This is a genomic window from Bradyrhizobium sp. JR4.3 (genome assembly GCF_040547695.1).
GTDB classification, from domain to species: Bacteria; Pseudomonadota; Alphaproteobacteria; order Rhizobiales; family Xanthobacteraceae; genus Bradyrhizobium; species Bradyrhizobium canariense.
Map to the genome: position 1 here is coordinate 120077 of NZ_JBEPQF010000020.1, position 24879 is coordinate 144955.

Consider the following 24879-nt stretch of genomic DNA (forward strand, 5'->3'; position numbering starts at 1 on the left):
CGCTCCTCGCAATGACGGGAGGATAGAGTCTTAGCCGAACCGGTACTTATACCGGTTCACCGTCAGAGCACTCACATCAATGTCCGGCTTCTTGCCCGACAGCATGTCGGCGAGTACGCGGCCGGAGCCGCACGACATGGTCCAGCCTAGCGTGCCGTGGCCGGTGTTGAGGTGAAGGTTGGCGTATTGCGTCGGGCCGATCACGGGCGGGCCGTCCGGGGTCATCGGGCGCAGGCCGCTCCAGAACGTCGCCTTGGAGAGATCGCCGCCGCGCGGGAAAAGATCGGTCAGCGAGTGATCGAGGGTGGCGCGGCGCGCGTCGTAGAGCTGGCTCGAGAAGCCGGAGATTTCGGCGGTGCCGCCGACGCGGATGCGATTTCCCAAACGGGTGATGGCCACCTTGTAGCTCTCGTCCATCACGGTCGATTCCGGCGCGCCGGAAGCGTCCTTGATCGGCACCGTGATCGAATAGCCCTTCACCGGATAGACCGGCAGCGAGATGCCGAGCGGCGCGACCAGACGCGACGACCAGCTTCCCAGCGCGAGCACGTAGCTGTCGGCCTGCAACATTCCGGCGCTGGTCACGACGCCGCTGACGCGCGCGCCGTCGGTGACGATGCGGTCGATGCCGGTGTTGAACATAAAGCGCACGCCGAGCGCTTCGGCATGCTTGGCCAGGGCCTGCGTGAACATGTGACAATCGCCGGTCTCGTCCTGCGGCAGCCGAAGTCCGCCCGCGAACTTCTCCTTCACGCCCGCCAGCGCCGGCTCGGCCGCAATGCAGCCCTCACGGCTCAGCACCTCGAAGGGCACGCCGTACTGCTTGAGCACGGCGATGTCCTCACCGGTGCCGTCGAGCTGGGCCTGGTAGCGGAACAGCTGCAGCGTGCCCTGGGAGCGCTCGTCATACTGGATGCCGATGTCGCGGCGCAGGTCGCGCAGGCAATCGCGGCTGTATTCCGCGATCGGAATCATCCGGCTCTTGTTGACCGCGTAGCGTTCGCTGGTGCAATTGCGCAGCATCTTGAGCAGCCAGACCCACATCACGGGATCAAGCTTCGGCCGGATCACCAGCGGGCCGTGCTTCATCAGCAGCCATTTGACCGCCTTCACCGGGACGCCGGGACCAGCCCAAGGCGAGGAATAGCCGGGCGACACTTCGCCGGCATTGGCAAAGGAGGTCTCGAGCGCCGGTTCGGGCTGGCGGTCGACAACCGTCACCTCATGGCCGGCACGCGCGAGGTAGTAGGCAGAGGTGACACCGATGACACCGCTGCCGAGGATCAGAACTTTCACGCTTGGTCAAACTCCCGCGGCATCACGCTCGCCGCTGCAAGAGGGAACTCCGCAACGGCGAGAGCAATTATCAGGCCACCCGCTTGATGGCGTCGCCGAGGATCGACACGATATCGTCGATGTGGCTCTTCTCGACGATGAGCGGAGGCGACAGCGCAAAGCTATCGCCGCTCATGCGGAAGTACAGCCCGCGATTGAAGCAATCGACCATGACGTCATAGCCACGCACACCGACCGTACCATCACGCGGCGACAGCTCGACCGCGCCCATCAGGCCGCAATTGCGGATGTCGACGACGTTGGGCAGGCCCTTCAGCGAATGCAGCGCATCGCGCCAGTATTCGGAGATAGACGCACCGCGCGTCAGCAGGCCTTCGTCCTTGTAGATGTCGAGCGTGGCGATACCCGCGGCGCAGGCGACCGGATGCGCCGAATAGGTATAGCCGTGGAACAGCTCCATCGCGTTCTCCGGGCCGACCATCAGGCCGTCATGCACCTTGCGGCTCGCGAACACGGCGCCGCAGGGAATGGTGCCGTTGGTGATGCCCTTGGCCGTCGTCATCATATCGGGCGTGACGCCGAAGAAGTTGGCGGCGAACGGCGTGCCGAGGCGGCCGAAGCCGGTGATGACCTCGTCGAAGATCAGGAGGATGCCGTGCTTGTCGCAGATCTCGCGCAGGCGCTGGAGATAGCCCTTCGGCGGCGGCAACACCGCGGTCGAGCCCGGCACGGGCTCGACGATGACGGCAGCAATGGTCTCGGCGCCGTGCAAGGCCACCAGCCGCTCGAGATCATCGGCGAGCTCGGCGCCATGCTCGGGCTGATCCTTGGCGAAGGCGTTGCGGGTGAGATCGTGGGTGTGGCGAATGTGGTCGACGCCCGGCAACAGGGTCGCGAAGGCACGACGGTTGGCGACCATGCCGCCGACCGAGGTGCCGCCGAATCCGACGCCGTGATAGCCGCGCTCGCGGCCGATCAGGCGGGTGCGGCTCGCTTGGCCGTTGGCACGGTGATAGGCGAGCGCGATCTTCAGCGCGGTGTCGACCGACTCGGAGCCGGAATTGGTGAAGAAGATGCGATCGAGGCCCTTGGGCGCGATCTCGGCCAGACGCTCGGCGAAGTCGAATGCCAGCGGATGGCCCATCTGGAACGACGGTGCGAAGTCCAGCGTCATCAGCTGGCGCTCGACGGCGGCGGCGATCTGCTTGCGGCCGTGGCCGGCATTGACGCACCAGAGGCCGGCGGAGGCGTCGATCACCTTGCGGCCGTCGACGGTGGTGTAGTGCATGCCCTCGGCCGAGGAGAACAGGCGGGGCGCCTTCTTGAACTGCCGGTTGGCCGTGAACGGCATCCAGAACGAGTCGGTCTTGATGGTGTTCGGAATCTGATGAAGGGTCACGGGCCACGCTCCTTTGCTGACCTGCTACCAGAGGCACGGCTTGAAAAGCGCAACAAGTCCTTTTCTGACCGGCTGCAAGCCATTGATTTGACTAGGGCTGCCGGTCCATATTTGCGCGATCCGCAACACCTGCAACACGGGACAGGGACATGAGCGTCGATATCGGTGGACGGCTGCGATTCATCCGGGCGCGCCAGAAGCTGTCGCAGCGCGAACTCGCCAAACGCGCCGGCGTCACCAATTCGACGATCTCGCTGATCGAATCCAACCAGATGAACCCCTCGGTCGGCGCGCTCAAGCGCATCCTCGACGGCATCCCGATGGGGCTCGCCGAGTTCTTCGCGCTGGAGCCGGAGAGCCGGCGCAAGATATTCTACCGCGGTGAAGAGCTGACCGAGGTCGGCAAGAAGCCGATCTCGTATCGGCAAATCGGCGACAATCTGTTCGGTCGCAGCCTGCAGATCCTGAAGGAGCGCTACGAGCCCGGCAGCGACACCGGGCGCGTTCACCTCGTCCATGACGGCGAGGAAGGCGGCATCGTGATCTCGGGCAAGCTCGAAGTCACCGTCGAGGACGAGCGCCGCATCCTCAATCCGGGCGATGCCTACTACTTCGAGAGCCGTCGCCCGCATCGCTTCCGCTGCGTCGGTGGCAAGCCGTGCGAGGTGATCTCGGCCTGCACGCCCCCGACGTTTTGAAGTTGTCCGCAATCCTACGGAGCCACCGGTATCTTACGGAGTTTGAGCCATCTCAATTTCCGCAGCCTGATCCTCTATATGTTCCGAGCCATAGCCAAGCAGCCTCCGCTTTCCGGGGCCGCTTCGTAACAGGGCTCGCTATGAAGATCACGCTCGCAAATGCAGAGGCTGCGCTCGATGAAGTGCAGCGCGACAGCGACAAGCTCCATTCGGAGGAGCTGCGCAAGACCATCGCGAACTACATCGAGTCGCAGCGAGAAGCGCTCAAGGCTCTTCGCAAGAGGCTGCATTAGCACGCGGCGGAGCGAGACGGCCTCGCCCGCCGCTGCTTAAAGCCTAGGTCAGCAACTCCTCGATCCGGATCGGGAAACGGCGAACACGCACGCCAGTCGCATGCCAGATGGCGTTGGCGACTGCCCCTGCACTGCCGGTGATGCCGATCTCGCCGACACCCTTGATGCCAAGCGCGTTCACGTGCGGGTCTTGCTCATCGACCGTGATCACGTCGAGCGGCGGCACGTCGGCATTCACCGGGATATGGTACTCGCCGAGATTGGCGTTCATGATCCGGCCGGTGCGGCGGTCGGTGATGGCTTCCTCGTGCAACGCGAAGGACAGGCCCCAGATCATGCCACCGAACAGCTGGCTCTGCACCATGCGCGGATTGACGATCCGCCCCGCGGCGAAGGCGCCGACCATGCGGGTGACGCGGACCTGGCCGAGCTCGGGATCGACCTTCACCTCCGCGAACACCGCGCCATGGGCGTGCATCGCATACTCCTCCATGGCCGCCGGATTCGGCGCACCGGTGCCACGCGCCTCGATTTCGGCGACGCCGGCGCGCGCGAGAATCTCGGAATAGCTTTCGCCGCGGCTCTCGTCGTCGCGCCGGATCAACCGGCCATCGCGCGCGATCACGCCGGCATTGCCGGCGCCGAACAGCGGCGAGCGCTCGTCGCTGGTGGCGAGATCGGCGAGTTTTGCAATCACGGCCGCGCCTGCGCTGTGGATCGCAGCACCCGCGGTTGCCGTGTGTGCCGAGCCGCCGGCGATGCCGGCATCGGGCAGGTCGGACGAACCCGCCTTGAACTCGACGCGGTCGATATCAAGCCCGAGTTCGTCGGCCGCAATCTGCGCAAGCGCCGTCCAGGCACCCTGCCCCATATCATGCGCACCGATCTCCATGGCACCGGAGCCGTCGCGGCGAAGCACCGCACGTGCCTCTGCCTGGAACATCAGCGCCGGGAACGTCGCGGTGCCCATGCCCCAGCCGACCAGGAGGCCGGCATCGTCGCGCATCTGCCGCGGCTGGAGCGGTCGCTTCGCCCAGCCGAAGCGCGCCGCGCCCTGCTGGTAGCAGGCGCGCAGCGCCTTGGACGAGAACGGCTTGCCGGTGATGGGCTCGACCTCGGCATAGTTCTTCAGACGAAAGGCGAGCGGATCGATGCCGCAGGCCCAGGCCATCTCGTCGATCGCGCTCTCCAGCGCGATCGAGCCGGTCGCCTCGCCGGGCGCGCGCATGAACAAAGGCGTACCCGTGTTGACACGCACGGCGTCGTGCGAGGTGCGGATCGCGGGCGCCGCATAGAGCGTGTGCGAGGCGTCGGCCGCGGGCTCGTAGAAATCGTCGAACGTGCTCGACACGGTCCTCGCATGGTGCTCGAGCGCGGTCAGGCGCCCCTCGCCATCGGTGCCGACGCGAAGCCGCTGCCGCGTCGGCGCGCGATGGCCGACCGGGCCGTACATCTGCTCACGGCGCAGCACCAGCTTGACTGGTTTGCCGACGAGCTTTGCCGCCATGATGCCGAGGACCGGAGGGCCGGCCATGAGCCCCTTCGAGCCGAAGCCGCCGCCGAGGAACGGGCTGCGGATATGGATCTTGTCGTGCGCGATGCCGAACAATTCGGCAACGCGCGCCAGCGACAGCATGAGGCCCTGAGTCGGCATGTCGATCTGCAGATTGTCGCCATTCCAGGCAGCCACGATCGCATGCGGCTCCATCGCATTGTGATATTGCGGCGGCGTTTCGTAGACCGCGTCGATCCGCTTGTCGGCCGACGCAAGCCCCGCCTCGACATCGCCGCGGTGATTTTCTGTGGGGTTGCCGACGCCGACGACCGGCGGCACGAAGCTTTCACCCGCGTCGAGACCGATCAGCGCAGGCAGCGTCTCGTAGCGCGGCGCCAGCAGCGCCGCGCCTTCCGTCGCCGCCTCCAGCGTCTCGGCGATTACGACGGCGATCGGCTGGTTGGCGTAGCGGACCTCATTGCTCTGTAGCACCTCCATCCGGAATACGAATGGATTGGTCTTGATCTCGGGATCGATCGCGAGCTCGGGCTTGTGGTCTGGCGTCATGACATCGATGACGCCGGGGTGGCGCTTGGCAGCAGCGACATCGAGCGAGGTCACGCGACCGCGCGCGATGCTGGAAACGGCCATCACCGCAAACAGCATACCGGGCGGATGATTGTCGGCGGCGTAGGTCGCCTGGCCTTTGACCTTAAGCACGCCGTCGCGGCGGGTCAGCGGCTGGCCGATGTTCGAGCCGTGCCGCAGATGAGCGGGCGCGCTGGTGAGATTAAGCTCGGGCATGAATGGCTCCGGACATCGAGGCAAAGGGAGAGGCCGGCAGCGCGGGGATGCGCACGGGCGTACCGGCGGCGGCGAGGCTCAGCGCGCGCACGACGATGCGGCGCGCGAGCTCGATCTTGAAGGCGTTGTCGCCGGACGGTTTTGCGTCGGCGAGCGCGCGCGAGGCGGCTTCCTGGAAAGCGTCCACCGTGGGCGGGACGTTCCTGAGCATGTCCTCCGCGGCGCGGGCACGCCAGGGCTTTGCGGCGACACCGCCGAGCGCAAGCCGCGCCTCCGCGATCTTGCCGTTCTCGATCCGCAGCGCAGCGGCAGCCGAGACGACGGCAAACGCGTAGGACGTTCTATCGCGGACCTTGAGATAGCGCGCATGAGCCGCAAAGCCGCGCGCAGCGGGCGGCAGGCGCACCGCGACGATGAGATCACCCGGTTCGAGCGCCGATTCACGCTCGGGCGTGTCGCCGGGCAGGCGATGCAGGTCGTCGAGCGCGATCTGGCGCCGCCCGTTCCTGCCCTCGATCTCGACGATGGCGTCGAGCGCGACCAGCGGCACGCAGAAGTCGGATGGATGCGTGGCGATGCAGTTTTCGCTCCAGCCGAGCACGGCGTGGGTGCGGTTCTCGCCGTCACGCGCGTCGCAACCGCTGCCGACCTCGCGCTTGTTGCAGCGGCTGGCGGTGTCGTAAAAATACGCGCAACGCGTCCGTTGCAGCAGATTTCCGCCGACGGTCGCGGCGTTGCGCAGTTGCGCCGACGCGCCGGAGAGCAGCGCTTCGGCGACAGCCGGGTAGGCCTTGGCGAAGTCGGCGTCATGCGCAAGATCGGCGTTGCTCACCAACGCGCCGATACGCACACCACCGTCGGCAAGGCGCTCGATCTGATCGAGCCCGTCGAGATGCGTGACGTCGACCAGACGATCCGGGCGGCTGACGTCCCCCTTCATCAGATCGAGCAGATTGGTGCCGGCGGCGAGATAGACGGCGCCCGGCTGCGCTGCGGCCGCGACGGCTTCGGCGACCGTGGCCGGCCTGACGTAATCAAATTGCTTCATGCGGAGCGCCTCTGATTGGATTCGTCCATCCCGGCCTGCGCGTCGAGCACGGCATCGACGATGCCGGCATAGGCGCCGCAGCGGCATAGATTGCCGCTCATGCATTCGCGGATGCGCTCGGGATCGTTGCCGGCCTGTGCCTCGCTCATCATGCCGATCGCGCTCATGATCTGGCCGGGCGTGCAGAAGCCGCACTGAAAGCCGTCATGGGCGATGAAGGCGGCCTGCACGGGGTGAAGCTGGTCGCCGCGCGCCACGCCCTCGATGGTGAGAATGTCGGCACCGTCATGGCTAATGGCCAGCGCGAGGCAGGAGTTGATCCGCTTGCCGTCGACGAGAATGGTGCAGGCGCCGCATTGACCGCGGTCGCATCCCTTCTTGGTTCCGGTCAGGTGGAGGCGCTCACGCAGGAGATCGAGCAACGTGACGCGCGCATCGTCGAGGACGAAGTCGCGCCGCGCACCGTTCACGGTGAGGCTGATGGAGTGGTTCATATAAGGCTCCGATCAGATATGGACATGAGTCGTCGCGCAGCGCGCCACCGCCGTGGCCGCCGTCGATTCCGCGCCGCCCGAATATCATCCGAGCCAACGTCTTCAGCGAAGATACGGAGGCAGCCTCCGCTTAACAAGGGCCGCCGAAAAATTTTGGAATTCGTCAAAAGCCCGTGCGCATCAACGCGATGCAGCCCCACAAGGGTTCAATCTAACCAATTCGTGATCTACAGTGCCGGCATGGACGACCACACCGATCAGATCCGCAAGCCGCGTGCCGATGCCGTGCGCAATCGCGAGCGCGTGCTCGAGGCGGCGAAAGCCGTGTTCAACGCGGGCGGGCCGGAGGCGAGCTTGGAGGCGGTGGCAAAACGCGCCGGCGTCGGCATCGGCACGCTCTATCGGCATTTCCCGACGCGCGAGGATTTGTTCGAGGCGGTGTACCGGCGCGAGGTCGAGCAGCTCAGCGAACTCGCCGAGCAGCTGAAGAATGCGAAGGACCCGGTGGATGCGCTGCGGCGCTGGCTGCGCTCAGGTGTCGAATTCGTTGCCACCAAAAAGGGCATGGTGGCAGCCTTGGCACTCGCGGTGCAGAGCGGGTCGGAGTTGCATGCCTTTTCCTTTGAGCGCCTGAGCAAGGCGATCGGCTCGCTGCTCGATCGGGCAGCCGCGGCCGGCGCGATGCGCGCGGACGTCAGCCCCGAGGACTTGCTGCGCGCGTTCTTCGGCATGTGCTACATGCACGACCAGCCCGGCTGGCAATCCTCGGTGCTGCGGATGCTCGACGTGTTCGTTGATGGTTTGCGGGTGCAGCCTGTCGTGAAAGCCAAGGCCCGCGTGGCCGCCAGGCCCGCGAAGCCGGCTGCAAAGCGGAAGCGATAGCCCGCGAGATGTGCTAGGATCGGCGCCGCCCGGGATTTCAACGCGGAGCCTGTCATGCGCATCGCCGCCTTGCTGGTCTTTCTCAGTGTCGCCTTCGGTCCGATCTCGGCGCGTGCCGACGATGTCGCGACGGCACAGGATATCATCCGCGCCCAGGAGCAGGCATTCGGCCGCGACGACGCGCGCGCGGCCTATTCCTACGCCGCACCGGCGATCCGGGAGATCTTCCCCGCGCCCGACATCTTCATGTCCATGGTGCAAAACGGCTACCCGCCGGTCTATCGGCACAAGAGCTTTGAATTCGGCGACAGCAAGAGCGAGGGCAGCCGCATTGCCCAGCACGTCCATATCATCGATGCCAATGGCGAGGCCTGGGAAGCGCTCTACACGCTCGAGCAGCAGGCAGACGGCAGCTACAAGATCACGGGTTGTTCGCTGCTGAAGGCGGGACAGGCAGTCTAGGTCGCAAAACCTGGACCGGTCCTGACTGCATTCATCCGCGAGCGGATCAGCAACGTCAGCACGATGCCGATATTGAGCGCGTTCCACGCCACACCGTTGGCGAACGCCGCTGCATAGGAACCTGTCGCGTCGAAGATGACGCCCGAGACCCAGCCGCCGAACGACATGCCGAACACGGAGGCGAAGATCACGATGCCGACGCGGGTTGCGGCCTCGCTCGCCGGCATCGCCTCGCGCACGATGATGGCATAGCTCGGCACGATGCCGCCCTGGAACAGACCGAACATCGCGGAGATCAAATAGAGCGAGGTCAGGCTGTCGAAGAACAGGTAGAATACGAGCGCAAAGCCTTGCGCCAGGGCGCCGATCAGAAGCGTCGGGATGCCGCCGATCTTGTCGGCGAGGTAGCCCGAGCCGATCCGACTGACGATGCCGCAGGCCATCATCAGCGACAACATCTCGGCACCGCGCGCCACGCCATATCCGAGATCGCCGCAATAGGCGACAATATGCACCTGCGGCATTGCCATGGCGACGCAGCAGGAGATGCTGGCGATCGAGAGCAGCACCGTCAGCGTATTGGTCGAGAGCTTGAGGTCGACCCGCGGCGGCGCTGCATTGGCATGATCGTGAACCTTGTCGTCGCCCATCTGCGCGCGCAGGACCAGCACCAGGATGGTCATCAGGCTGACGCAGACGAGGCCAATGCCGATGTGAGTGAAGCGCCAGCCGATCGTCTGCATGCCCGTGCTCACGAGCGGCGGCCACATCGTGCCGGCGACATAATTACCGCTCGCGACGATGGTCACGGCCAGGCCGCGATAGCGCTCGAACCAGTGGGAGGCCTCCGCCATCAGCGGAGCGAAGGTCGCCGACGTGCCGAGTCCGATCAGGAAATACGCCGCCACGAACTGCCAGAGCTGGGTCGACAGACCCGCCAGCACGTTGGCGACGCCGAGGAAAGCGATGCTGATCGCCATCGCCGCCACGATGCCGAACCGGTCGGTGATCCTGCCGGCGATGACGCCGCCAAGCCCGAAGCCGAACATCATCAGCGTGAAAGCCAGCGACACCGCGCCGCGCGTCGCGGAGAATTCGGCCTGCACCGCGGGAATCATCACCACGATCGCCCACATGCCGACGCCGCCGATCGAACCGATCAGAAGCGCAATGACGAGGCGCATCCAGGCCTGACGCGAATCAGGAGTGAATGTTTCAGGTGTTTGTCCCGATTGATTTGGCGCGTGCACGGGCGGGACCATGGCCCGCGGATCGCCACAGGGTCAACCATTGTGGCGCGATATTGGGCATGCACGGTGCACTGCGGTAAGAAGGAGCTTGGCGAACGCGCGTTTTGTCATTATTTTGCAAATCAGCGCGTGCAACATCGCCGCGCGAAGGGCATGTCGGCGGAATGTTGCTGCGATTGACACGATCGATGCGGATCAGGGTGGGGCGTGTGATTGCCCTTGCCTATCTGTTCTGCGTGCTCGCGCCGGCCGCAAGCCTCGCCTGGGGTAGCGGTCCAGCACCGTGCCTCGACGACGCGCTCCTCGCCGATCTCGTGCCTGTGCATCACCAGATGCAGGCCGGCCACACGCATGACGGCGCCTCGCATGACCACGCCGGGCCGCATGCGCATCACCAGACCGCCGCGCAGGACGCGCCCGCCGTCCCTCATCATCACGACGGCAAGGGTACGCCGGGACCGTGCTGTGCGATGATGTGTGTGAGCGCGCTGGCGGCCGACCTGCCCAGCGTCGCAAAGCCGCTTCAGCCGGTTTCCGCCTGCTCGCCCGAGATCGTGGCCAGCCTGCACAGCGCGGCGCCGCCCCTGCTCTACCGCCCTCCCATCGCCTGATCTGACGCGCGACGACGTCAGGCCGAGCGCGCACCCGCGCGCGCGAACCTGTGGTCTCCAGACAGATCAGGGATGACTCATGCTTACGCTTTCCGGGGCGAAGTCCGCCGCTGCATCCGCGGCGCGGGGACTACACTTTCGATTCAATTGGCCGCTGCTGACCGCGACGGCATTGGCGTTGTCCGGCTGTATGCCGGCAACGACACAAGTCGCCGGCGCTGATCCTGCCGATCCCGCGGCCAAGGTCGCGCGCGCCGGCTATCATTCGACGATTGCGCCGTACACCAGCCTGCGGCCCGCGACGCCGGCACCATGGCGCGAGCGTAACGAGAGCGTCGCGCCGCAGCCCAAGCAAGACCGGTAGGAGCGCGTCATGACACACCGTCTCGCGCAAAGCCTGCTCGTTCTTGCCTCGCTCGGCCTGTCAGGCTGCGCCGCCTTCTCGCCCGACAGCGGCATGAATGCCGTCTCGGAGCTGACGAGCCAGACCCTCAAAAAGGATGTCGCCTTCGTGCGGACGGCCGAGGGAGCCGGCGCGGTCGACGCGCGCGTTCGCCAACTGCTGTCGCGAACACTCAACCCCGAGACCGCCGTGCAGATCGCCCTGCTCAACAACAAGGGGCTTCAGGCCGCCTATAACGAGCTGGCGCTGGCCGAGACCGATCTCGTCGAGCAGAGCCTGCCGCCCAATCCCGTGTTCTCGGTCTCGCGGATCTCGGGCAACGGCGCCAGCGAGATCGAGCGTCAAATTGTCGGCGACATCCTCGCGCTCGCCACGCTGCCGTTTCGTTCGGAGATCGCCCGCGACCGTTTTCGTCAGGCGCAATTGCGCGCGGGTCTGGCGACCTTGCGGCTTGCCGCCGATGTCCGCCGCGTCTATTGGCGCGCCGTGGGCGGCAACGAGATGGTGGCGTTGCTGACGGATGCGAAGGCGACGGCGGAATCGACCGCACAGCTCGCGGTCAAGCTCGGCGAAACCGGCTCGATCAACAAGCTCGATCAGGCTCGTGAACAGGTGTTTTACGCCGAAACCACCGCCGACCTTGCCACCGCGCTACAGACGGCGACGAGCGCGCGCGAAAAGCTGGCGCGCCTGATGGGACTGTGGGACGGCGGCCTCGACTTCCGCCTGCCCAACCAGCTGCCGCCGCTGCCGCGCCGGCCGCAGGCTTTGCCGTCGATTGAAGCCGACGCGGTCGCCCATCGCATCGACCTTCAGATCGCGCGGCTCGAGCTGACCGCGCTGGCGAAGTCGCTGAACCTCACGGAGGCGACGCGCTTCGTGACGCTGCTCGATCTCGCCGGCATCTCTCGCCGCACCCGAGATCCGGAAGGCGCGCCTTTCCGCGAGCGCGGCTTCGACGTGCAGTTCCAGATCCCGATCTTCGACGGCGGCGAGGTGCGGGTGCGGCAGGCGGCGGAGACCTACAATTTCGCCTTCAATCGGCTGACCGAGCGCGCCGTGAACGTACGCTCCGAGGCGCGCGATGCTTACCGGATCTATCGCTCGGGCTACGACATCGCCAGCCACTATCAGCGCGAGATCATCCCCTTGCGAAAGATCATCACCGAGGAGATGCAGCTCCGCTTCTCCAGCATGCAGGTCGATATCTTCGCGCTGCTCAACGAGGCGCGTCAGCGACTTGCGTCGCTGCGCGGTGCAATCGATGCGAAGCAAAGATTTTTCCTTGCCCAGTCCGACTTGCAGACCGCCGTCAATGGCGGCGGCGCGCCTGCTGACAGCGACAGCTCAACCACTATCGCCGCGGCAGCGCCTGCCGATGGCGGCCATTGACATGGAGGCCAACATGTTTTCCCGCCGAGGATTTCTGGGCAGCGCCGCGCTCGCCGGCGCATCCGTCGTCAGCGGCCGCGCGCAGGCCGCCTCGATTCCGGAAGCCCCGCACATGGACAAGGCGGTGATGCAAGCGCCGCTGCATCCCGCCGGTGGGCCGGACTATCGCCCCGTGGTCACGCTGAACGGCTGGTCGCTTCCGTTCCGGATGAACGGCGACTGGAAGGAATTCCATCTCGTTGCTGAGCCCGTGGTGCGCGAATTCGCCGAGGGCATGAAGGTGAATCTGTGGGGCTATAACGGCCAGTCGCCGGGACCGACGATCGAGGCCGTGGAGGGCGACAAGGTCCGCATCTTCGTGACCAACAGACTGCCCGAATACACCACCGTGCACTGGCACGGCATGATCATTCCCAGCGGCATGGACGGTGTCGGCGGGCTGACGCAGCCTCACATCCAGCCGGGAAAAACCTTCGTCTACGAGTTCGAGATGAAGAAGAGCGGGACCTTCATGTACCACCCGCATTCCGACGAGATGGTGCAGATGGCGATGGGCATGATGGGCATGGTCGTCGTGCATCCGCGCGACCCGAACTTTCGGGCCGTGGACCGCGACTTCGTCTTCGTCATGAGCACCTATCGCGTCGATCCCGGCACCTATCTGCCGCAGGTCAACGAGATGACCGACTTCAACATGTGGACCTGGAACGCGCGCGTGTTTCCCGGCATCGATCCGCTGCCGGTCAGACTCGGCGACAAGGTGCGCGTGCGCATCGGCAATCTCAGCATGACCAACCATCCGATCCATTTGCACGGCCACAGCTTTGCAGTGACCTGCACCGACGGCGGCTGGATTCCGGAGAGCGCGCAATATCCGGAGACAACCACGGACGTACCGGTCGGCGCTGTCAGGGTGTTCGACGTGCTCGCCGACAACCCCGGCGACTGGGCGTTCCACTGCCACAAGTCGCATCACACCATGAATGCGATGGGACACGACATGCGCAACATGATCGGGGTGTCGCGCAAGGATCTCGCCAGGGCCGTCGGCAAGCTCGCGCCTGACGGCATGGCGATGGGCTCGACCGGCATGGCGATGGGCAACATGGAGATGCCCGCGCCCGACAACACGCTGCCGATGATGACCGGCACCGGCCAGTTCGGCCCGATCGAGATGGGCGGCATGTTCACGGTGATGAAGATCCGCGAAGGCCTCGCGCGCGACGATTATCGCGATCCCGGCCCCTACCAATTCCCGCAAGGCACCGTCGCCTACGAGGTCACGCCGCCGGCCCCGGAGCCCGTGCGGCAACAGCCAGGCGGACCGCCGATGAAGAACATGAAGATGTGAGCGTTTCGATGAACCACCACCAACTGGAGATACAAATGAAGACGACGATCAAGCTCGGTCTCGCGCTGGCCGCGCTTTCCACCGCGCCGGCCTTTGCCCACGACCAGCACGGGCACGGCACCTTTTCGGCCGGCGAGCCCGGCGATCCCAAGAAGCCCGCGCGCACCATCGAGATCCTGCTGAACGAGATGGACTACACCCCCGCGAGGATCGAGGTCAAACGCGGCGAGCAGATCCGCTTCGTGCTGCGCAATGTCGGCAAGGAGGACCATGAATTCCTGCTCGCCACCACCAAAGAGAATCTCGCGCATGCGGTGGAGATGAAGAAGCATCCGCACATGGAGCACGACGATCCCAACGGAGTCAGGCTCGCGCCGAGCAAGACAGCCGAGATCCTCTGGAAGTTCAGCAAGGCCGGCACGTTCGAATTTTCCTGCCTGATTCCCGACCACCGCGACTACGGCATGGTCGGCCACGTCACCGTGAAGCAATAAAGGAGAGTCCCATGAACCGCATCATCCGTATCGCCGCAGCGCTGTCGCTGGCCGCCGGCCTTGCCACAGGTGCCCTGGCGGCCCAGGGCGCCGCGATCACCGGCGAGGTCAAGAAGATCGACGAGGGCGCCGGCAAGATTACGCTCAAACACGGGGCTGCGAAGAACCTCGGCATGGATGAACCCATGACCATGGTCTACCGCGTCAAGGACCCGGCCGTGCTCAAACAGGTGAAGGTCGGCGACAAGGTGACTTTCGAAGCCGAGGAGGCGGCTTCGGGGTACATGGTGACCCGGATGGAGAAGGCGAAGTAGGCTGCCTCCACAATGGTCATTCCGGGGCGCGCCTCTTGGCGCGAGCCCGGAATCCATTTCCCCACGACGCCTGCGGCACGATGGATTCCGGGCTCCCGCTTCGCGCGCCCCGGAATGACGGCGTTAGAGCCCCGAAATACCCCGGTCAGCCCCCATGCCGCACCCGACATTAACCCTTTGCTAACCATACACCCGGCAAGAATTGCCCAGTGGAGTCGAGTGTCGTCAGCCGCGTAGAACGGGGAGTGCCCTGTGGACGCCAGTGCGGTGCCTCACTTTCGGAACGGCGGCCCTTCGGCCGTCGGGCAGACGTTTGGGGCGCGCGGACGGCAGTCGCGCGGAGGGGCAGCTACCATGGTCGACGTCACCGCGGGACAGGGCGTAGGCGGCACAAACGCCGGTTTCCCCACCCTTGCCGAGATCGGCAACATCCTCAAACGCGGCGATATCGCGCTGGCGCTCGGCGTCCTCACCATCCTGGTGGTGCTGATCCTTCCGCTGCCCGCGATCGTGCTGGACCTGTTCCTGGCGATTTCGATCACGCTCTCGATCCTGATCCTGATGACGTCGCTGTTCATCCAGGCGCCGCTGGAGTTCTCCGCTTTCCCGACCGTCCTGCTGATCTCGACCATGCTGCGGCTGTCGCTCAACATGGCCTCGACCCGCCTGATCCTGTCGCACGGGCATGAGGGCACGGATGCCGCCGGTCACGTCATCGAAGCCTTCGGCAGCTTCGTGATGGGCGGCAATTTCGTCATCGGCATCATCGTCTTCGCCATCCTGATCATCGTCAACTTCGTCGTCATCACCAAGGGTTCGGGCCGTATCGCCGAAGTCGCGGCGCGCTTCCACCTCGACGCCATGCCCGGCAAGCAGATGGCGATCGACGCCGACCTCTCCGCCGGACTGATCGACGAGGCGGTCGCCAAGCAGCGGCGCAAGGATCTGGAAGACGAGAGTGGCTTCTTCGGCGCCATGGACGGTGCCTCCAAATTCGTCCGCGGCGACGCCATTGCCGGCCTTCTGATCGTCTTCATCAACGTCGTCGGCGGCATGATCATCGGCGTGGCGCAGCAGGGCCTGTCCTTCGCTGACGCCGGCCGCAGCTACACGCTGCTGACCGTCGGTGACGGCCTCGTCACCCAGGTGCCGGCGCTGATCGTTTCGACCGCGGCCGGCCTGCTGGTCTCCAAGGCCGGCGTGTCCGGCGCCGCCGACAAGGCGCTGATGAAGCAGTTCTCCGGATATCCGCAGGCGCTCGCGATGTCCGCGGCGGTCATGCTGGTGCTGGCGGCCCTGCCGGGCATCCCGACCATCCCCTTCCTGGCGCTCGGTTCCGGTGCCGGCGCGCTCGCCTGGCACGCCCGCAACCGCAATCGGGCGACTGCCAGGGCTGCCGAAGTTGCAAAGACCGCACCTGCGCCGGGAGCGCCGGGCGCAGCCGGCTCCGCTGCGGCGGAGGAGCCGATCTCCGCGGCGCTGAAGATCGACGACCTCAAGATCGAGCTCGGCTATGCCCTGCTGCCGCTGGTCAACGGCCCCGACGGCACCGACCGCCTCACCGAGCAGATCAAGGCGCTGCGCCGCTCGCTCGCGATCGAGATGGGTTTTGTGATGCCGGCCGTGCGCATCCTCGACAACGTCCAGCTCGAAGCCAACACCTACATCATCAAGATCAAGGAGGTCGACGCCGGCACCGGCAAGATCTGGCCGAACCAGTTCATGGTCATGGACCCCGGCGGCAGCCAGGTGCAGGTGCCCGGCATCCACACCACCGAGCCGACCTTCGGCCTGCCCGCGACCTGGGTTGATGCCAGCCTCAAGGAGGAAGCCTCGCTCAAGGGCTACACCGTCGTCGATGCCGCGACCGTGCTCTCGACCCACCTCACCGAGCTGCTCAAGGCCAACATGTCGGACCTGCTCTCCTATGGCGAGGTGCAGAAGCTGCTCAAGGAGCTGCCGAAGGAGCAGGGGGAGCTGGTCAAGGACATCGTGCCCGGACAGGTCACCGTCTCCGGCATCCAGCGCGTGCTGCAGCTGCTGCTCGCCGAGCGCATCTCGATCCGCGACCTCTCGACCATTCTAGAAGGCATCGCGGACTCGCTCGCCTTCTCGCGCAATCCGGCCACCATGGTGGAGCACGTCCGCGCCCGCCTGGCGCGGCAGATCTGTGCGCAGAACACCTCCTACAGCGGTTATCTGCCGCTGATCGCGCTCTCGGCGCGGTGGGAACAAGCCTTTGCCGAATCCATTATCGGCCAGGGCGAGGAGCGCAGCCTCGCGATGCAACCCTCGAAGCTGTCGGAGTTCATGACCGGCGTGCGCGAGGCCTTCGAGCGCGCCGCGCGTGAAGGCGAGGCCCCGGTGCTGGTCACCTCTGCGGCAATTCGTCCCTTCGTGCGTTCCCTGGTCGAGCGGTTCCGGGCGCAAACGACCGTGCTGTCGCAAGCTGAAATCCACCCCAGGGCGAGATTGAAAACGGTCGGAAGCATCTGATTTGCCTTAAGAAGCCGTGTGTTTTTCGGCCACAGGCAAATGGTTTTTCAGTTTCTGGCGCCTTGCCGATCAATGGCCGGCAAGGCGCCCGGCAGACACATTACAGCTTTGAAATAATTGCCAAATTGCACGATCAAGGATCGTTTTTGATCGCGGCTTCTCACGTCATGTCACGCTCTTGTGATCGCCTCTTGGGAACGAATCCCCCCAATACTAGGTTGTTGGGCACCGGAAGCATGAACCTGCCCAAACACGCAGGCGACTACTTCGGGTAGATGGCGGCAGGAGCCTTCCATGAACCACTCGATTTACAGCGCAGATCGCTCGACCCACCTCAAGATCGTGGTTGTCGCGCTCGTTGCCGGCATCGCGGTGGCGGGTCTCGGGATCACCGCGCGTACGAGTTCAGACGAAGGCCTGACCCAGACCGCTCGCGTCATGAAGGCGGGCAAGCCGATCGCCATCACCAGCTCGAACGTGTCCCTCGTTCGCTAAGGAGATTTGAGTTTCAGGAATTCACGCGGCTCTTTATCAGCCCCCCAAAGTCGCCACGTGGATATGTAGACGACCCCAACCCCAAGTCGACTACAGAAAGCGCCCGCCCCCCACGGGCGCTTTCTCATGTCTGGGGTGTGTCGTTATCGTGAGCGCACGCGCGTCCAGCTCCGTCATTGCGAGGAGCTCTTGCGACGAAACAATCCAGAATCCCTCCGCAGAGACAGGCTGGATTGCTTCGCTGCGCTCGCAATGACGGAGTGTAGGCAAGAGCGTCGCTCTTAGATTCACATCTCACTTGTAGACACACCTTCACCCTCTCGCGGCTCATCTCGCCCGAGCTTTGCATGATCGCCTCACCCTCAATTGAAAGAGAGCGCAGGGAAGACCGGGTGCCGGCTGGCACCCGCGGTCTACTGTGCGAAAGGCAGTAGCGAAATCTGCACAGCGGCATACAGGTGAAGCCCAACATCCGGCCTTCCCTGCGCAGTGGCTTTACGGCTTATGTCGTGCTCTCCCCGGGGAGCGATGCACTATTGCCCCCGTCGCCTTGCGGATGGCTGATGCACGCGCCCCGGTCGGGCCGCGACATCACCGCAACACTTGGCGCACAGACCCCGGGCGCCAGGACCACACGATTTCGCCGTACGCCGATCACACCGGTCGTGTGCGCGACACTTTCGCTCACGGTTGCCCGCCCTGCGAAACCCTTCGCGCCGATGTGGCCCACGTCCACCGCCGTCCGGCCCGCGTTCGTGACGATCGCGATACGCCCCTCTTCCTTGGGCCGGAGTGAGGCGAAATATACGCAATTCCGAAATTCGGTAAAGTGGAATATTTTGAGCCACGCGGGTTGACCGGCAGCTTGGGTGTTTTGCCCGACGGGCAACGCGATATCTTGTAGCCCGGATGAGCGCAGCGATATCCGGGATATCTCCGCGAGCGGCCCAGGGTGTCGCTTCGCTCACCCGGGCTACGCCTACGCGGCGCGCTCAGGCCTCGCGCAGTTCCGACGGCGTCGCGGCAAAGCGCTTGCGGAAGGCGCGGTTGAAATAGGACAGATCGGAGAAGCCCGACGAATGCGCGATGTCGCTGATCTTGCGGGTCCTTGCGCGAGGATCGCTGAGCAGCTTGCGCGCCTGCAGCAGGCGCTGCTCCAGCACGAATTCGGTGAAGGTCGTTCCGGCCTGCTCGAACAGGCGCTGTGCCTGGCGCGGGCTCAGGCCCGAGCGCGTGGCAATCTCGGACAGGCAGAGATCGTTGCGGCCAAGCGCCGCCATCACGTCGGCGCGCATGAGATCGAGACGGGCCGCCGCATGACCTCGCCCGCGCGCAAGACTTGCATGCTCGGCGTCAGTGCCGAGCAGGAGCCCGACGAGATCGACCATGTGCTGCGCGGTGAGGCGCTGGCCGACGGCGTCGAGATGCGGCGCGTGATGGGCCGCAAGGGAGTGGTAGCGGAAGATCGTCTCGGCGACTGCGCCGTCCGAGAGCACTTGCGACAGCTTGTCCTCGGCGCGTGGACTGATGTCGAGGAGTGCGCGGCGCGGCATGCGGATGGTGGTGAAGCGATCTTCCTCGGTGTGGCCCACGGTGCCGGTGATGCCCATGTCGACGAGCACCATCTGCGCGGGCGCAAGCTCCACGGCATGGCCGTTCTGCCCAACGCGGACGAGACCCGCGTGTGCCGCGATCAGGACGAGATCGTCGCTGCCGTCGGCAAGGTGGCTCTGGGTGCGTGAATATTGCGCGGAGGCGCCTTCGGGAATGGCGAGTGCGATATTGTCGACCACGCTGACTTGGAGCCGGCAATCGATGCTGTCGCCCCGGCTCGGCCCGATATCCAGGCCGCAGGCCCCGAAAGTCCGCTCGCGCCAATGTTCGAAGGCCGGGCCGTGTGGCAGCCCCGCATATTGGTGAATGAAGATGCCCGACGTTTTCGCTGCATCCATCTGATTTCTCGCCCCTCTCCGGCGCCATGATCGACGGCGCCGACTGCAAATTCCGGGCATTTGACGCCGCGAAACACGGAGAGGTTCAAATCGTGGGCGGATTCGGCGGGAGTTGTCGGGATGCGACGGCGGGGCGGACCGTGGCGACAGAAACCGATCAGGCATTGCCACGACGATGTTGAAGCGTCCAATGCCCCCGGTGTCGTCCTGGACAAGCGAGCAGAGCGAGCGCCGATCCAGGACCCATTACCCCGGGATTGAGTGGTTGCTCACCCGTGTGGCCACGGCTCACTCTTGCAACAAGCTCTTGGGGTAATGGGTCCTGGCTTTCGCCAGGACGACAATAGAAACCTACTTCTTCGCGGGCGCCTGCGGCTGTGACGGCGGCACGGTCTCGATCAGCTTGCCGGAAAATATGGGCGCCGAGGTCGGCTGGCCGTTGGGCGAACCGCCCGCCTGCTCGACGGTGACCGCGTAGGTCGCGCTGTTGACGACGTCGGCATCGTACGAACCGAGCACCGGTCGTGCGGTGAAATCGCCGGCGCCGATCACGCCGAGCGAGCGCGGACGCGGCAGCTTGTCGGAGATCAGCCAGAGCTCGAAACTCTTGCCGGGCTCCGGGGTCGCGCCCACTTTGCGCACGGTGAAGTTCTTGGTCGCACCGTCGATGGTGAGGATGAAGGCAGGACCTCCGCCCTGGCCCTGCAACAGCGCGACATATTGCGACGACACCGGGAGCGGCGCCGGTGTCTTCACCTCGACCGTCTGGATGCGTGGCGCCGGTCGCAAGCCGCCCGGGAGCGCCTCGGGCTGGAAGATCTGAAGCGACAGCGTCACGAGCAGCGCGGCCGCGAGCGCACCGACGGCGGATGCGATGGTGCGCCAGCGCTTCACGCGCCCCTGGAGCCGGATCACGTTACTGTTGTCGGCAACCGGCGGCGGTGGCGTACGCGCGACCTCCGGGTCTGGCGCGTGGACCTGCGGCATGAAGATCGGCACGACATCGGGAAGCGCATCGGGCGCCGGTGGCGTCGTTTCGGGCTGCTCCGCTTCGGGAGGCTGCGGCGCCGGTTGCTGCATATTCTCCGACGGCACCGGCGGAGGCACGGTGTCGGGCGAGGAAAACTCCGGCACAGGTGGCGGCGCTGCGTCCGGCAGCGCTGGCGGATCCTGCGCAAAGCCCGTCCGCGCGAGCTCGGACCTGATGTTCTCCCACACGATCGGACGCGGCTCGATCGAGCCGACCATCTGGTTGAGGACGCCGAGCCGGAATGCCCACGCCTGCACGACATCGGCGAACGCCTTGTCCACCGCCATCATGGTCTCGACCTGCGCCCGCTCGCCGGCGTCGAGCGTGCCGAGCGCATATTCCGCGGCGAGCGCGATATGGTCCTCCGTGTAGGCCATCACTTGCGATCCAGACTCGCCCTCACCGTCCAAGCCCTCATAGCCCGAGACATTCGCGAATATCCATCATGCTGCGCCGAAGCCACGTCTTCACCGTGTTGACGGGCGCCGCGAATTTCTCCGCCAATTGCTCGCGGCTCCAGCCGTTGTAATAGGCGAGAAGCACGAGCCTCTGACGGTCCGGCTCGAGCCGGCCGATACATTCCAGCAGCCGCCTCAATTCCTCGGTCATCTCGCGCCGCGCCAACGGATCGGGGCTATCGCTTGCGACTTCCATCGCCTGCGGCTCTTCCTCGATGGAGACTTCCGTCTTCTTACGCACGACGTCGATGGCGCGGTTGCGCGCGATCGACGCCATCCATGTGATCGGCGACGCGAGAGCGGGATTGAACTGGCCGGCGCTGTTCCAGATCTTGACGTAGGTCTCCTGAATGACCTCCTCTGCGAGATCCTGTCGGCGCAAGATACGGAGCACGACGCCATAGAGTTTCGCGCGCGTGGCGACGTAGAGGCGCTCGAACGCGGCCTGATCGCCCTGCGCCACTGCCCCAATCAGCCCGACCAGCTCTGCTGGCGTCAGCATTCAGCCCCCCAATGCGCGGCCCGTCGCATTCCGCGCAGGTCCTGGCACGCCGCCACCATAGCGCGCGACAAAGCCGACCACCAAGGGGGCGCGGCGGCACACTGTGGACAGCACATGCAAAAACCCGGACCTTTGGGGTCCGGGTTCTGCAAATTCTCGCAGGTCTGGCGGCTAGCGCCTCAGGCGACGGCGCCCATGCGGGCACGCATCAGGCCGATGCTGTCGAGATCGGCCTGCTCGCGGGCGTTTTCCTCGGCGCGTTCGCGGGCCTGATCGCGCTCGTCGAGGAGCTCGACCTTCTTCAGCTCCTCGAAGGCTTCGCCCAGCGCTGCCTTGGCCTCGTCGAGCTGGCCCTTCAGCTCGTCGGCCGAGCGGGTCAGGTTCTCGCGACGCTGGATGGCAGCCTTGGCATAGGTCGGATAGGCGAAGTGCGAGGGATCGTTGATCCCGGCGCGCTCCTGCTCGGTCGAGATCTCGCGTTCAAGATCGGTCGACATCCGCTGGAAGTCGGCGATCATGGTCTCGATCTGGCTGACCCGGCGGCGCTTCTCGTCGACCTGAAATTTCTTCAGGCGGATGAGGGTATCACGTGACTTCATCGACTCGTACTCCCCAGAAGTCCCTTGGCTGCACGTGGGACAACACCGGTCTCCCCACAGGCCCGACTGGGGCCAAGACCGGCTCTGCTACTCTGTGGGATGGGATGATGACCGGACAAAGTTAGCGTTCCGTTTCCAAATCACCGAGGATTTGCGCCAACTGGCGGTAGCCGTCCGCCAGCGATGCATTTTCGTCCTTGCGCTGGCGCAGGAAGGCCTCCAGCGGCTCGTGCAGGCGGATCGCCTCGTCGACCTCCGGGCTGGAGCCGGCGCGGTAGGCGCCCAGACGGATCAATTCCTCCATGTCGGCATAGGTCGCCATCACCGCCCGCGCCTTCTGGATGGTCGGCCAGAACTCCGGGTCGGCCGATTTCGGCATGGTGCGGGAGACGGATTTGAGGATGTTGATGGCGGGGTAGCGGCCGCGCTCGGCGATCGAGCGCTGCATCACGATGTGGCCGTCGAGGATGCCGCGGACGGCATCCGCAATCGGCTCGTTATGGTCGTCGCCATCGACCAGCACCGTGAAGATCGCGGTGATGGCGCCCTCGCCCAGGCCCGGACCGGCGCGCTCCAGAAGCTTCGGCAGTTCGGTGAACACGGTCGGCGTGTAGCCCTTGGCGGTCGGCGGCTCGCCCGCGGACAGACCGATCTCGCGCTGGGCCATGGCAAAGCGTGTCACCGAATCCATCAGGCAAAGGACGTCCTGCTCCTCGTCGCGAAAATATTCGGCGATCGCGAGCGTCAGATACGCGGCCTGACGGCGCATCAGCGCCGGCTCGTCGGAGGTCGCGACCACGACGACGGAACGCGCCAGGCCTTCCTCGCCGAGGTCGTCCTGCAAGAACTCCTGGACCTCGCGGCCGCGTTCGCCGATCAGGCCGATGACGCTGACCGCGGCATCGACGTTGCGCGCGAGCATCGACAGCAGCACCGACTTGCCGACGCCGGAGCCTGCGAAGATGCCCATGCGCTGGCCGCGGCAGCAGGTCAGGAACGTGTTCATCGCGCGCACGCCGAGATCGAGCGGCGCGCCGACGCGCTTGCGCGAGTGCGCCGGCGGCGGCGAATTGCGGTACGGCATCGGCGCCGGCCCCTGGGGGAGCGGCCCCTTGCCGTCGATCGGCTCACCCAGCGCATTGACGACGCGGCCGAGCCAGGCCGCGCAAGGCCGCACCTGATTTGCGGCATTGGCGATGACCGCCTTGCAGCCGCGCCGCACGCCGTCGAGACCGGCGAACGGCATCACGACGGCGTTGTTGCCGGAGAAGCCGATCACCTCGCAGGGGATGGAACGGTTGCCGCCGGTCTCGATCACGAGCCGCGCGCCGACCGACATCGCATGGATCGGGCCGGCCACCTCGACCATCAGGCCGCGCACGCCGACCACACGGCCATAAATATTGATGCCGTCAATGTCGCCGATCTGTTCGGCAAGAGCCTTCACAAGAGGGCCTTCATGAGGTGATCGCCTTCATAACCCGGGGTTTCGTGGCGAGAACCTTAAGTTTCGCCATATTTCTGAACGGCGCTTAACTTCGTGTTTACCCGCATCGTTAATCATTGCGTCACTGTCTTTGTGACTGAGCGTGGCTCCCCTTCAGAAGAAGGCTGAGTCGCGGGAGTCGGTTAGGCCCGTCTCTTAAAGTGGAACTTGAACGCAACCGGATAACGAAAGCTGCTTCGCACACAAGACCTTAGGGCGATTCGACGAAAATTGCATCTACAGGGCTTGCGTTCCAGAATCAGAATTTGTTAACCATCTGTTGTCAGGATCCGAATCAGTTGTTCAAAGGCGTTTTGTTGTGTGCCGCGAATGCGGCCGACCTGACGCCCAGGAGCGGCGACTATGGGGAACTGGCATGCGCGTTTTGCTGATTGAAGATGACAGCGCCGTCGCGCAGTCGATCGAGCTGATGTTGAAGTCTGAGAGCTTCAACGTCTACACGACCGATTTGGGGGAAGAAGGCGTCGATCTCGGTAAATTATACGATTACGACATTATCCTTCTCGACCTCAACCTGCCCGACATGTCCGGCTACGACGTGCTCAAGCAGCTCCGGGTCTCCAAGATCAAGACACCAATTCTGATCCTCTCCGGCCTCGCCGGCATCGAGGACAAGGTCAAGGGTCTCGGCGTCGGCGCCGACGACTACATGACCAAGCCCTTCCACAAGGACGAGCTGGTTGCCCGCATCCACGCGATCGTGCGCCGCTCCAAGGGCCATGCCCAGTCGGTGATCCAGACCGGTGACCTCGTCGTCAACCTCGACACCAAGACGGTGGAAGTCGGTGGCCAGCGCGTGCATCTGACCGGCAAGGAATACCAGATGCTGGAGCTGCTCTCGCTCCGCAAGGGCACGACCCTCACCAAGGAAATGTTCCTCAACCACCTCTATGGCGGCATGGACGAGCCCGAGCTGAAGATCATCGACGTCTTCATCTGCAAGCTCCGCAAGAAGCTCGCGAATGCCTCGGAAGGCCGCAACTTCATCGAGACCGTGTGGGGCCGCGGCTACGTGCTGCGCGAGCCGCATGAGGTCGAAGAGCGCATTCCCGCCTGATCAGTTTACTGCGCGAGCCCTTCGGGCTTGCTCCTCCCAGCCTGGACCCCGCCGCAAATGGCGGGGTTTTGTTTTTTGGGGACGTGAACGCGGCCTC

The 24879-nt window shown here is 65.0% G+C and carries 24 protein-coding genes; 13 read left to right on the forward strand and 11 right to left on the reverse strand.

The features are described 5' to 3' along the window. Window positions 1-30: 30 nt before the first annotated feature. Window positions 31-1296 carry a D-amino acid dehydrogenase gene (locus ABIB91_RS27550; protein WP_354168965.1) on the reverse strand — a complete coding sequence of 422 codons (1266 nt, stop codon included), beginning with the start codon at window positions 1294-1296 and terminating at the stop codon, window positions 31-33. A gap of 70 nt (window positions 1297-1366) precedes the next feature. Next, a complete protein-coding gene (gene aptA, locus ABIB91_RS27555) occupies window positions 1367-2695 on the reverse strand; it encodes an omega-aminotransferase AptA (protein WP_007600575.1) in 1329 nt (442 codons plus the stop codon). A 149-nt stretch (window positions 2696-2844) separates the two neighbouring features. On the opposite strand from aptA, the gene ABIB91_RS27560 reads away from it, so the two are divergent. Together ABIB91_RS27560 and ABIB91_RS27565 are read left to right on the forward strand one after the other, a co-directional pair. Next, complete coding sequence (locus ABIB91_RS27560; RefSeq protein WP_007600574.1) at window positions 2845-3393, forward strand: cupin domain-containing protein; 549 nt, start codon at window positions 2845-2847, stop codon at window positions 3391-3393. A gap of 140 nt (window positions 3394-3533) precedes the next feature. After that, window positions 3534-3686, forward strand: a complete 153-nt coding sequence (locus ABIB91_RS27565) for a hypothetical protein (protein ID WP_354168969.1) — start codon at window positions 3534-3536, stop codon at window positions 3684-3686. A 43-nt stretch (window positions 3687-3729) separates the two neighbouring features. On the opposite strand, the gene ABIB91_RS27570 is transcribed toward ABIB91_RS27565, so the two are convergent. From ABIB91_RS27570 to ABIB91_RS27580, 3 genes are read right to left on the reverse strand one after another with little or no spacing between them, the layout of a single operon-like run. Then, window positions 3730-5985 carry a xanthine dehydrogenase family protein molybdopterin-binding subunit gene (locus tag ABIB91_RS27570; RefSeq protein WP_354168972.1) on the reverse strand — a complete coding sequence of 752 codons (2256 nt, stop codon included), beginning with the start codon at window positions 5983-5985 and terminating at the stop codon, window positions 3730-3732. Continuing rightward, the gene (locus ABIB91_RS27575) at window positions 5972-7033 is read right to left on the reverse strand and encodes an FAD binding domain-containing protein (RefSeq protein ID WP_354168975.1); all 1062 of its coding nucleotides are present in this window, start codon (window positions 7031-7033) and stop codon (window positions 5972-5974) included. The genes ABIB91_RS27570 and ABIB91_RS27575 overlap by 14 nt, the downstream gene beginning before the upstream one ends. Beyond that, complete coding sequence (locus ABIB91_RS27580) at window positions 7030-7527, reverse strand: (2Fe-2S)-binding protein (protein ID WP_007600564.1); 498 nt, start codon at window positions 7525-7527, stop codon at window positions 7030-7032. The genes ABIB91_RS27575 and ABIB91_RS27580 overlap by 4 nt, the downstream gene beginning before the upstream one ends. A gap of 240 nt (window positions 7528-7767) precedes the next feature. On the opposite strand from ABIB91_RS27580, the gene ABIB91_RS27585 reads away from it, so the two are divergent. Together ABIB91_RS27585 and ABIB91_RS27590 are read left to right on the forward strand one after the other, a co-directional pair. Then, complete coding sequence (locus ABIB91_RS27585) at window positions 7768-8409, forward strand: TetR/AcrR family transcriptional regulator (RefSeq protein WP_219685346.1); 642 nt, start codon at window positions 7768-7770, stop codon at window positions 8407-8409. A 54-nt stretch (window positions 8410-8463) separates the two neighbouring features. Beyond that, window positions 8464-8871, forward strand: a complete 408-nt coding sequence (locus ABIB91_RS27590) for a DUF4864 domain-containing protein (RefSeq protein WP_007600562.1) — start codon at window positions 8464-8466, stop codon at window positions 8869-8871. Here the strand turns inward: ABIB91_RS27590 and ABIB91_RS27595 are convergent. Further along, window positions 8868-10133 (reverse strand): MFS transporter, encoded by a 1266-nt coding sequence (locus ABIB91_RS27595; RefSeq protein WP_219685347.1) that lies wholly within the window; start codon window positions 10131-10133, stop codon window positions 8868-8870. The two genes, ABIB91_RS27590 and ABIB91_RS27595, sit on opposite strands and share 4 nt — an antisense overlap. A 152-nt stretch (window positions 10134-10285) precedes the next feature. Here ABIB91_RS27595 and ABIB91_RS27600 point away from each other — a divergent pair, with 152 nt between their 5' ends. From ABIB91_RS27600 to ABIB91_RS27635, 8 genes are all read left to right on the forward strand, one after another. Continuing rightward, window positions 10286-10732 (forward strand): hypothetical protein, encoded by a 447-nt coding sequence (locus ABIB91_RS27600; protein ID WP_354168981.1) that lies wholly within the window; start codon window positions 10286-10288, stop codon window positions 10730-10732. Between the two features lie 79 nt (window positions 10733-10811). Continuing rightward, window positions 10812-11096 carry a hypothetical protein gene (locus ABIB91_RS27605; RefSeq protein WP_354168984.1) on the forward strand — a complete coding sequence of 95 codons (285 nt, stop codon included), beginning with the start codon at window positions 10812-10814 and terminating at the stop codon, window positions 11094-11096. A 9-nt stretch (window positions 11097-11105) separates the two neighbouring features. Continuing rightward, window positions 11106-12527: a TolC family protein gene (locus ABIB91_RS27610; protein ID WP_354168988.1), complete on the forward strand. Its 1422-nt coding sequence runs from the start codon at window positions 11106-11108 to the stop codon at window positions 12525-12527. A 13-nt stretch (window positions 12528-12540) separates the two neighbouring features. Further along, complete coding sequence (locus ABIB91_RS27615) at window positions 12541-13878, forward strand: copper oxidase (RefSeq protein WP_007600558.1); 1338 nt, start codon at window positions 12541-12543, stop codon at window positions 13876-13878. A gap of 35 nt (window positions 13879-13913) precedes the next feature. Further along, a complete protein-coding gene (locus tag ABIB91_RS27620) occupies window positions 13914-14372 on the forward strand; it encodes a cupredoxin domain-containing protein (protein WP_354168992.1) in 459 nt (152 codons plus the stop codon). Between the two features lie 11 nt (window positions 14373-14383). Beyond that, the gene (locus ABIB91_RS27625; RefSeq protein WP_354168995.1) at window positions 14384-14686 is read left to right on the forward strand and encodes a copper-binding protein; all 303 of its coding nucleotides are present in this window, start codon (window positions 14384-14386) and stop codon (window positions 14684-14686) included. A 354-nt stretch (window positions 14687-15040) separates the two neighbouring features. Further along, complete coding sequence (gene flhA / locus ABIB91_RS27630; RefSeq protein ID WP_354168998.1) at window positions 15041-17182, forward strand: flagellar biosynthesis protein FlhA; 2142 nt, start codon at window positions 15041-15043, stop codon at window positions 17180-17182. Window positions 17183-17476: 294 nt separating this feature from the next. After that, window positions 17477-17677 carry a hypothetical protein gene (locus tag ABIB91_RS27635; RefSeq protein WP_007600553.1) on the forward strand — a complete coding sequence of 67 codons (201 nt, stop codon included), beginning with the start codon at window positions 17477-17479 and terminating at the stop codon, window positions 17675-17677. Window positions 17678-18669: 992 nt separating this feature from the next. On the opposite strand, the gene ABIB91_RS27640 is transcribed toward ABIB91_RS27635, so the two are convergent. The 5 genes from ABIB91_RS27640 to fliI form a co-directional block, all read right to left on the reverse strand. Beyond that, window positions 18670-19629, reverse strand: a complete 960-nt coding sequence (locus ABIB91_RS27640) for a helix-turn-helix transcriptional regulator (protein ID WP_354169001.1) — start codon at window positions 19627-19629, stop codon at window positions 18670-18672. 351 nt (window positions 19630-19980) lie between these two features. Further along, window positions 19981-21036: an anti-sigma factor gene (locus tag ABIB91_RS27645; protein ID WP_354169004.1), complete on the reverse strand. Its 1056-nt coding sequence runs from the start codon at window positions 21034-21036 to the stop codon at window positions 19981-19983. Between the two features lie 37 nt (window positions 21037-21073). Next, window positions 21074-21619, reverse strand: a complete 546-nt coding sequence (locus tag ABIB91_RS27650) for a sigma-70 family RNA polymerase sigma factor (protein WP_007600547.1) — start codon at window positions 21617-21619, stop codon at window positions 21074-21076. A 179-nt stretch (window positions 21620-21798) separates the two neighbouring features. After that, entirely contained in the window at window positions 21799-22218 is a 420-nt protein-coding gene (gene fliJ, locus ABIB91_RS27655) for a flagellar export protein FliJ (RefSeq protein WP_354169008.1), read from the reverse strand. 121 nt (window positions 22219-22339) lie between these two features. Next, window positions 22340-23665, reverse strand: coding sequence for a flagellar protein export ATPase FliI (fliI, locus tag ABIB91_RS27660; protein ID WP_007600545.1), 1326 nt, complete (start codon window positions 23663-23665; stop codon window positions 22340-22342). Window positions 23666-24080: 415 nt separating this feature from the next. Between fliI and ctrA the strand changes: the two genes are divergently transcribed. Then, on the forward strand, window positions 24081-24782 hold the full coding sequence (gene ctrA / locus ABIB91_RS27665) for a response regulator transcription factor CtrA (RefSeq protein WP_007600544.1): 702 nt from the start codon (window positions 24081-24083) through the stop codon (window positions 24780-24782). Window positions 24783-24879 lie beyond the last annotated feature (97 nt).

Coding starts and splice junctions, on each gene's coding strand:
- ABIB91_RS27560 (WP_007600574.1), top strand. CDS start 2,845: ATGAGCGTCGATATCGGTGGACGGCTGCGATTCATCCGGGCGCGCCAG.
- ABIB91_RS27565 (WP_354168969.1), top strand. CDS start 3,534: ATGAAGATCACGCTCGCAAATGCAGAGGCTGCGCTCGATGAAGTGCAG.
- ABIB91_RS27570 (WP_354168972.1), bottom strand. CDS start 5,985: ATGCCCGAGCTTAATCTCACCAGCGCGCCCGCTCATCTGCGGCACGGC.
- ABIB91_RS27575 (WP_354168975.1), bottom strand. CDS start 7,033: ATGAAGCAATTTGATTACGTCAGGCCGGCCACGGTCGCCGAAGCCGTC.
- ABIB91_RS27580 (WP_007600564.1), bottom strand. CDS start 7,527: ATGAACCACTCCATCAGCCTCACCGTGAACGGTGCGCGGCGCGACTTC.
- ABIB91_RS27585 (WP_219685346.1), top strand. CDS start 7,768: ATGGACGACCACACCGATCAGATCCGCAAGCCGCGTGCCGATGCCGTG.
- ABIB91_RS27590 (WP_007600562.1), top strand. CDS start 8,464: ATGCGCATCGCCGCCTTGCTGGTCTTTCTCAGTGTCGCCTTCGGTCCG.
- ABIB91_RS27595 (WP_219685347.1), bottom strand. CDS start 10,133: ATGGTCCCGCCCGTGCACGCGCCAAATCAATCGGGACAAACACCTGAA.
- ABIB91_RS27600 (WP_354168981.1), top strand. CDS start 10,286: ATGTTGCTGCGATTGACACGATCGATGCGGATCAGGGTGGGGCGTGTG.
- ABIB91_RS27605 (WP_354168984.1), top strand. CDS start 10,812: ATGCTTACGCTTTCCGGGGCGAAGTCCGCCGCTGCATCCGCGGCGCGG.
- ABIB91_RS27610 (WP_354168988.1), top strand. CDS start 11,106: ATGACACACCGTCTCGCGCAAAGCCTGCTCGTTCTTGCCTCGCTCGGC.
- ABIB91_RS27615 (WP_007600558.1), top strand. CDS start 12,541: ATGTTTTCCCGCCGAGGATTTCTGGGCAGCGCCGCGCTCGCCGGCGCA.
- ABIB91_RS27620 (WP_354168992.1), top strand. CDS start 13,914: ATGAAGACGACGATCAAGCTCGGTCTCGCGCTGGCCGCGCTTTCCACC.
- ABIB91_RS27625 (WP_354168995.1), top strand. CDS start 14,384: ATGAACCGCATCATCCGTATCGCCGCAGCGCTGTCGCTGGCCGCCGGC.
- flhA (WP_354168998.1), top strand. CDS start 15,041: ATGGTCGACGTCACCGCGGGACAGGGCGTAGGCGGCACAAACGCCGGT.
- ABIB91_RS27635 (WP_007600553.1), top strand. CDS start 17,477: ATGAACCACTCGATTTACAGCGCAGATCGCTCGACCCACCTCAAGATC.
- ABIB91_RS27640 (WP_354169001.1), bottom strand. CDS start 19,629: ATGGATGCAGCGAAAACGTCGGGCATCTTCATTCACCAATATGCGGGG.
- ABIB91_RS27645 (WP_354169004.1), bottom strand. CDS start 21,036: ATGGCCTACACGGAGGACCATATCGCGCTCGCCGCGGAATATGCGCTC.
- ABIB91_RS27650 (WP_007600547.1), bottom strand. CDS start 21,619: ATGCTGACGCCAGCAGAGCTGGTCGGGCTGATTGGGGCAGTGGCGCAG.
- fliJ (WP_354169008.1), bottom strand. CDS start 22,218: ATGAAGTCACGTGATACCCTCATCCGCCTGAAGAAATTTCAGGTCGAC.
- ctrA (WP_007600544.1), top strand. CDS start 24,081: ATGCGCGTTTTGCTGATTGAAGATGACAGCGCCGTCGCGCAGTCGATC.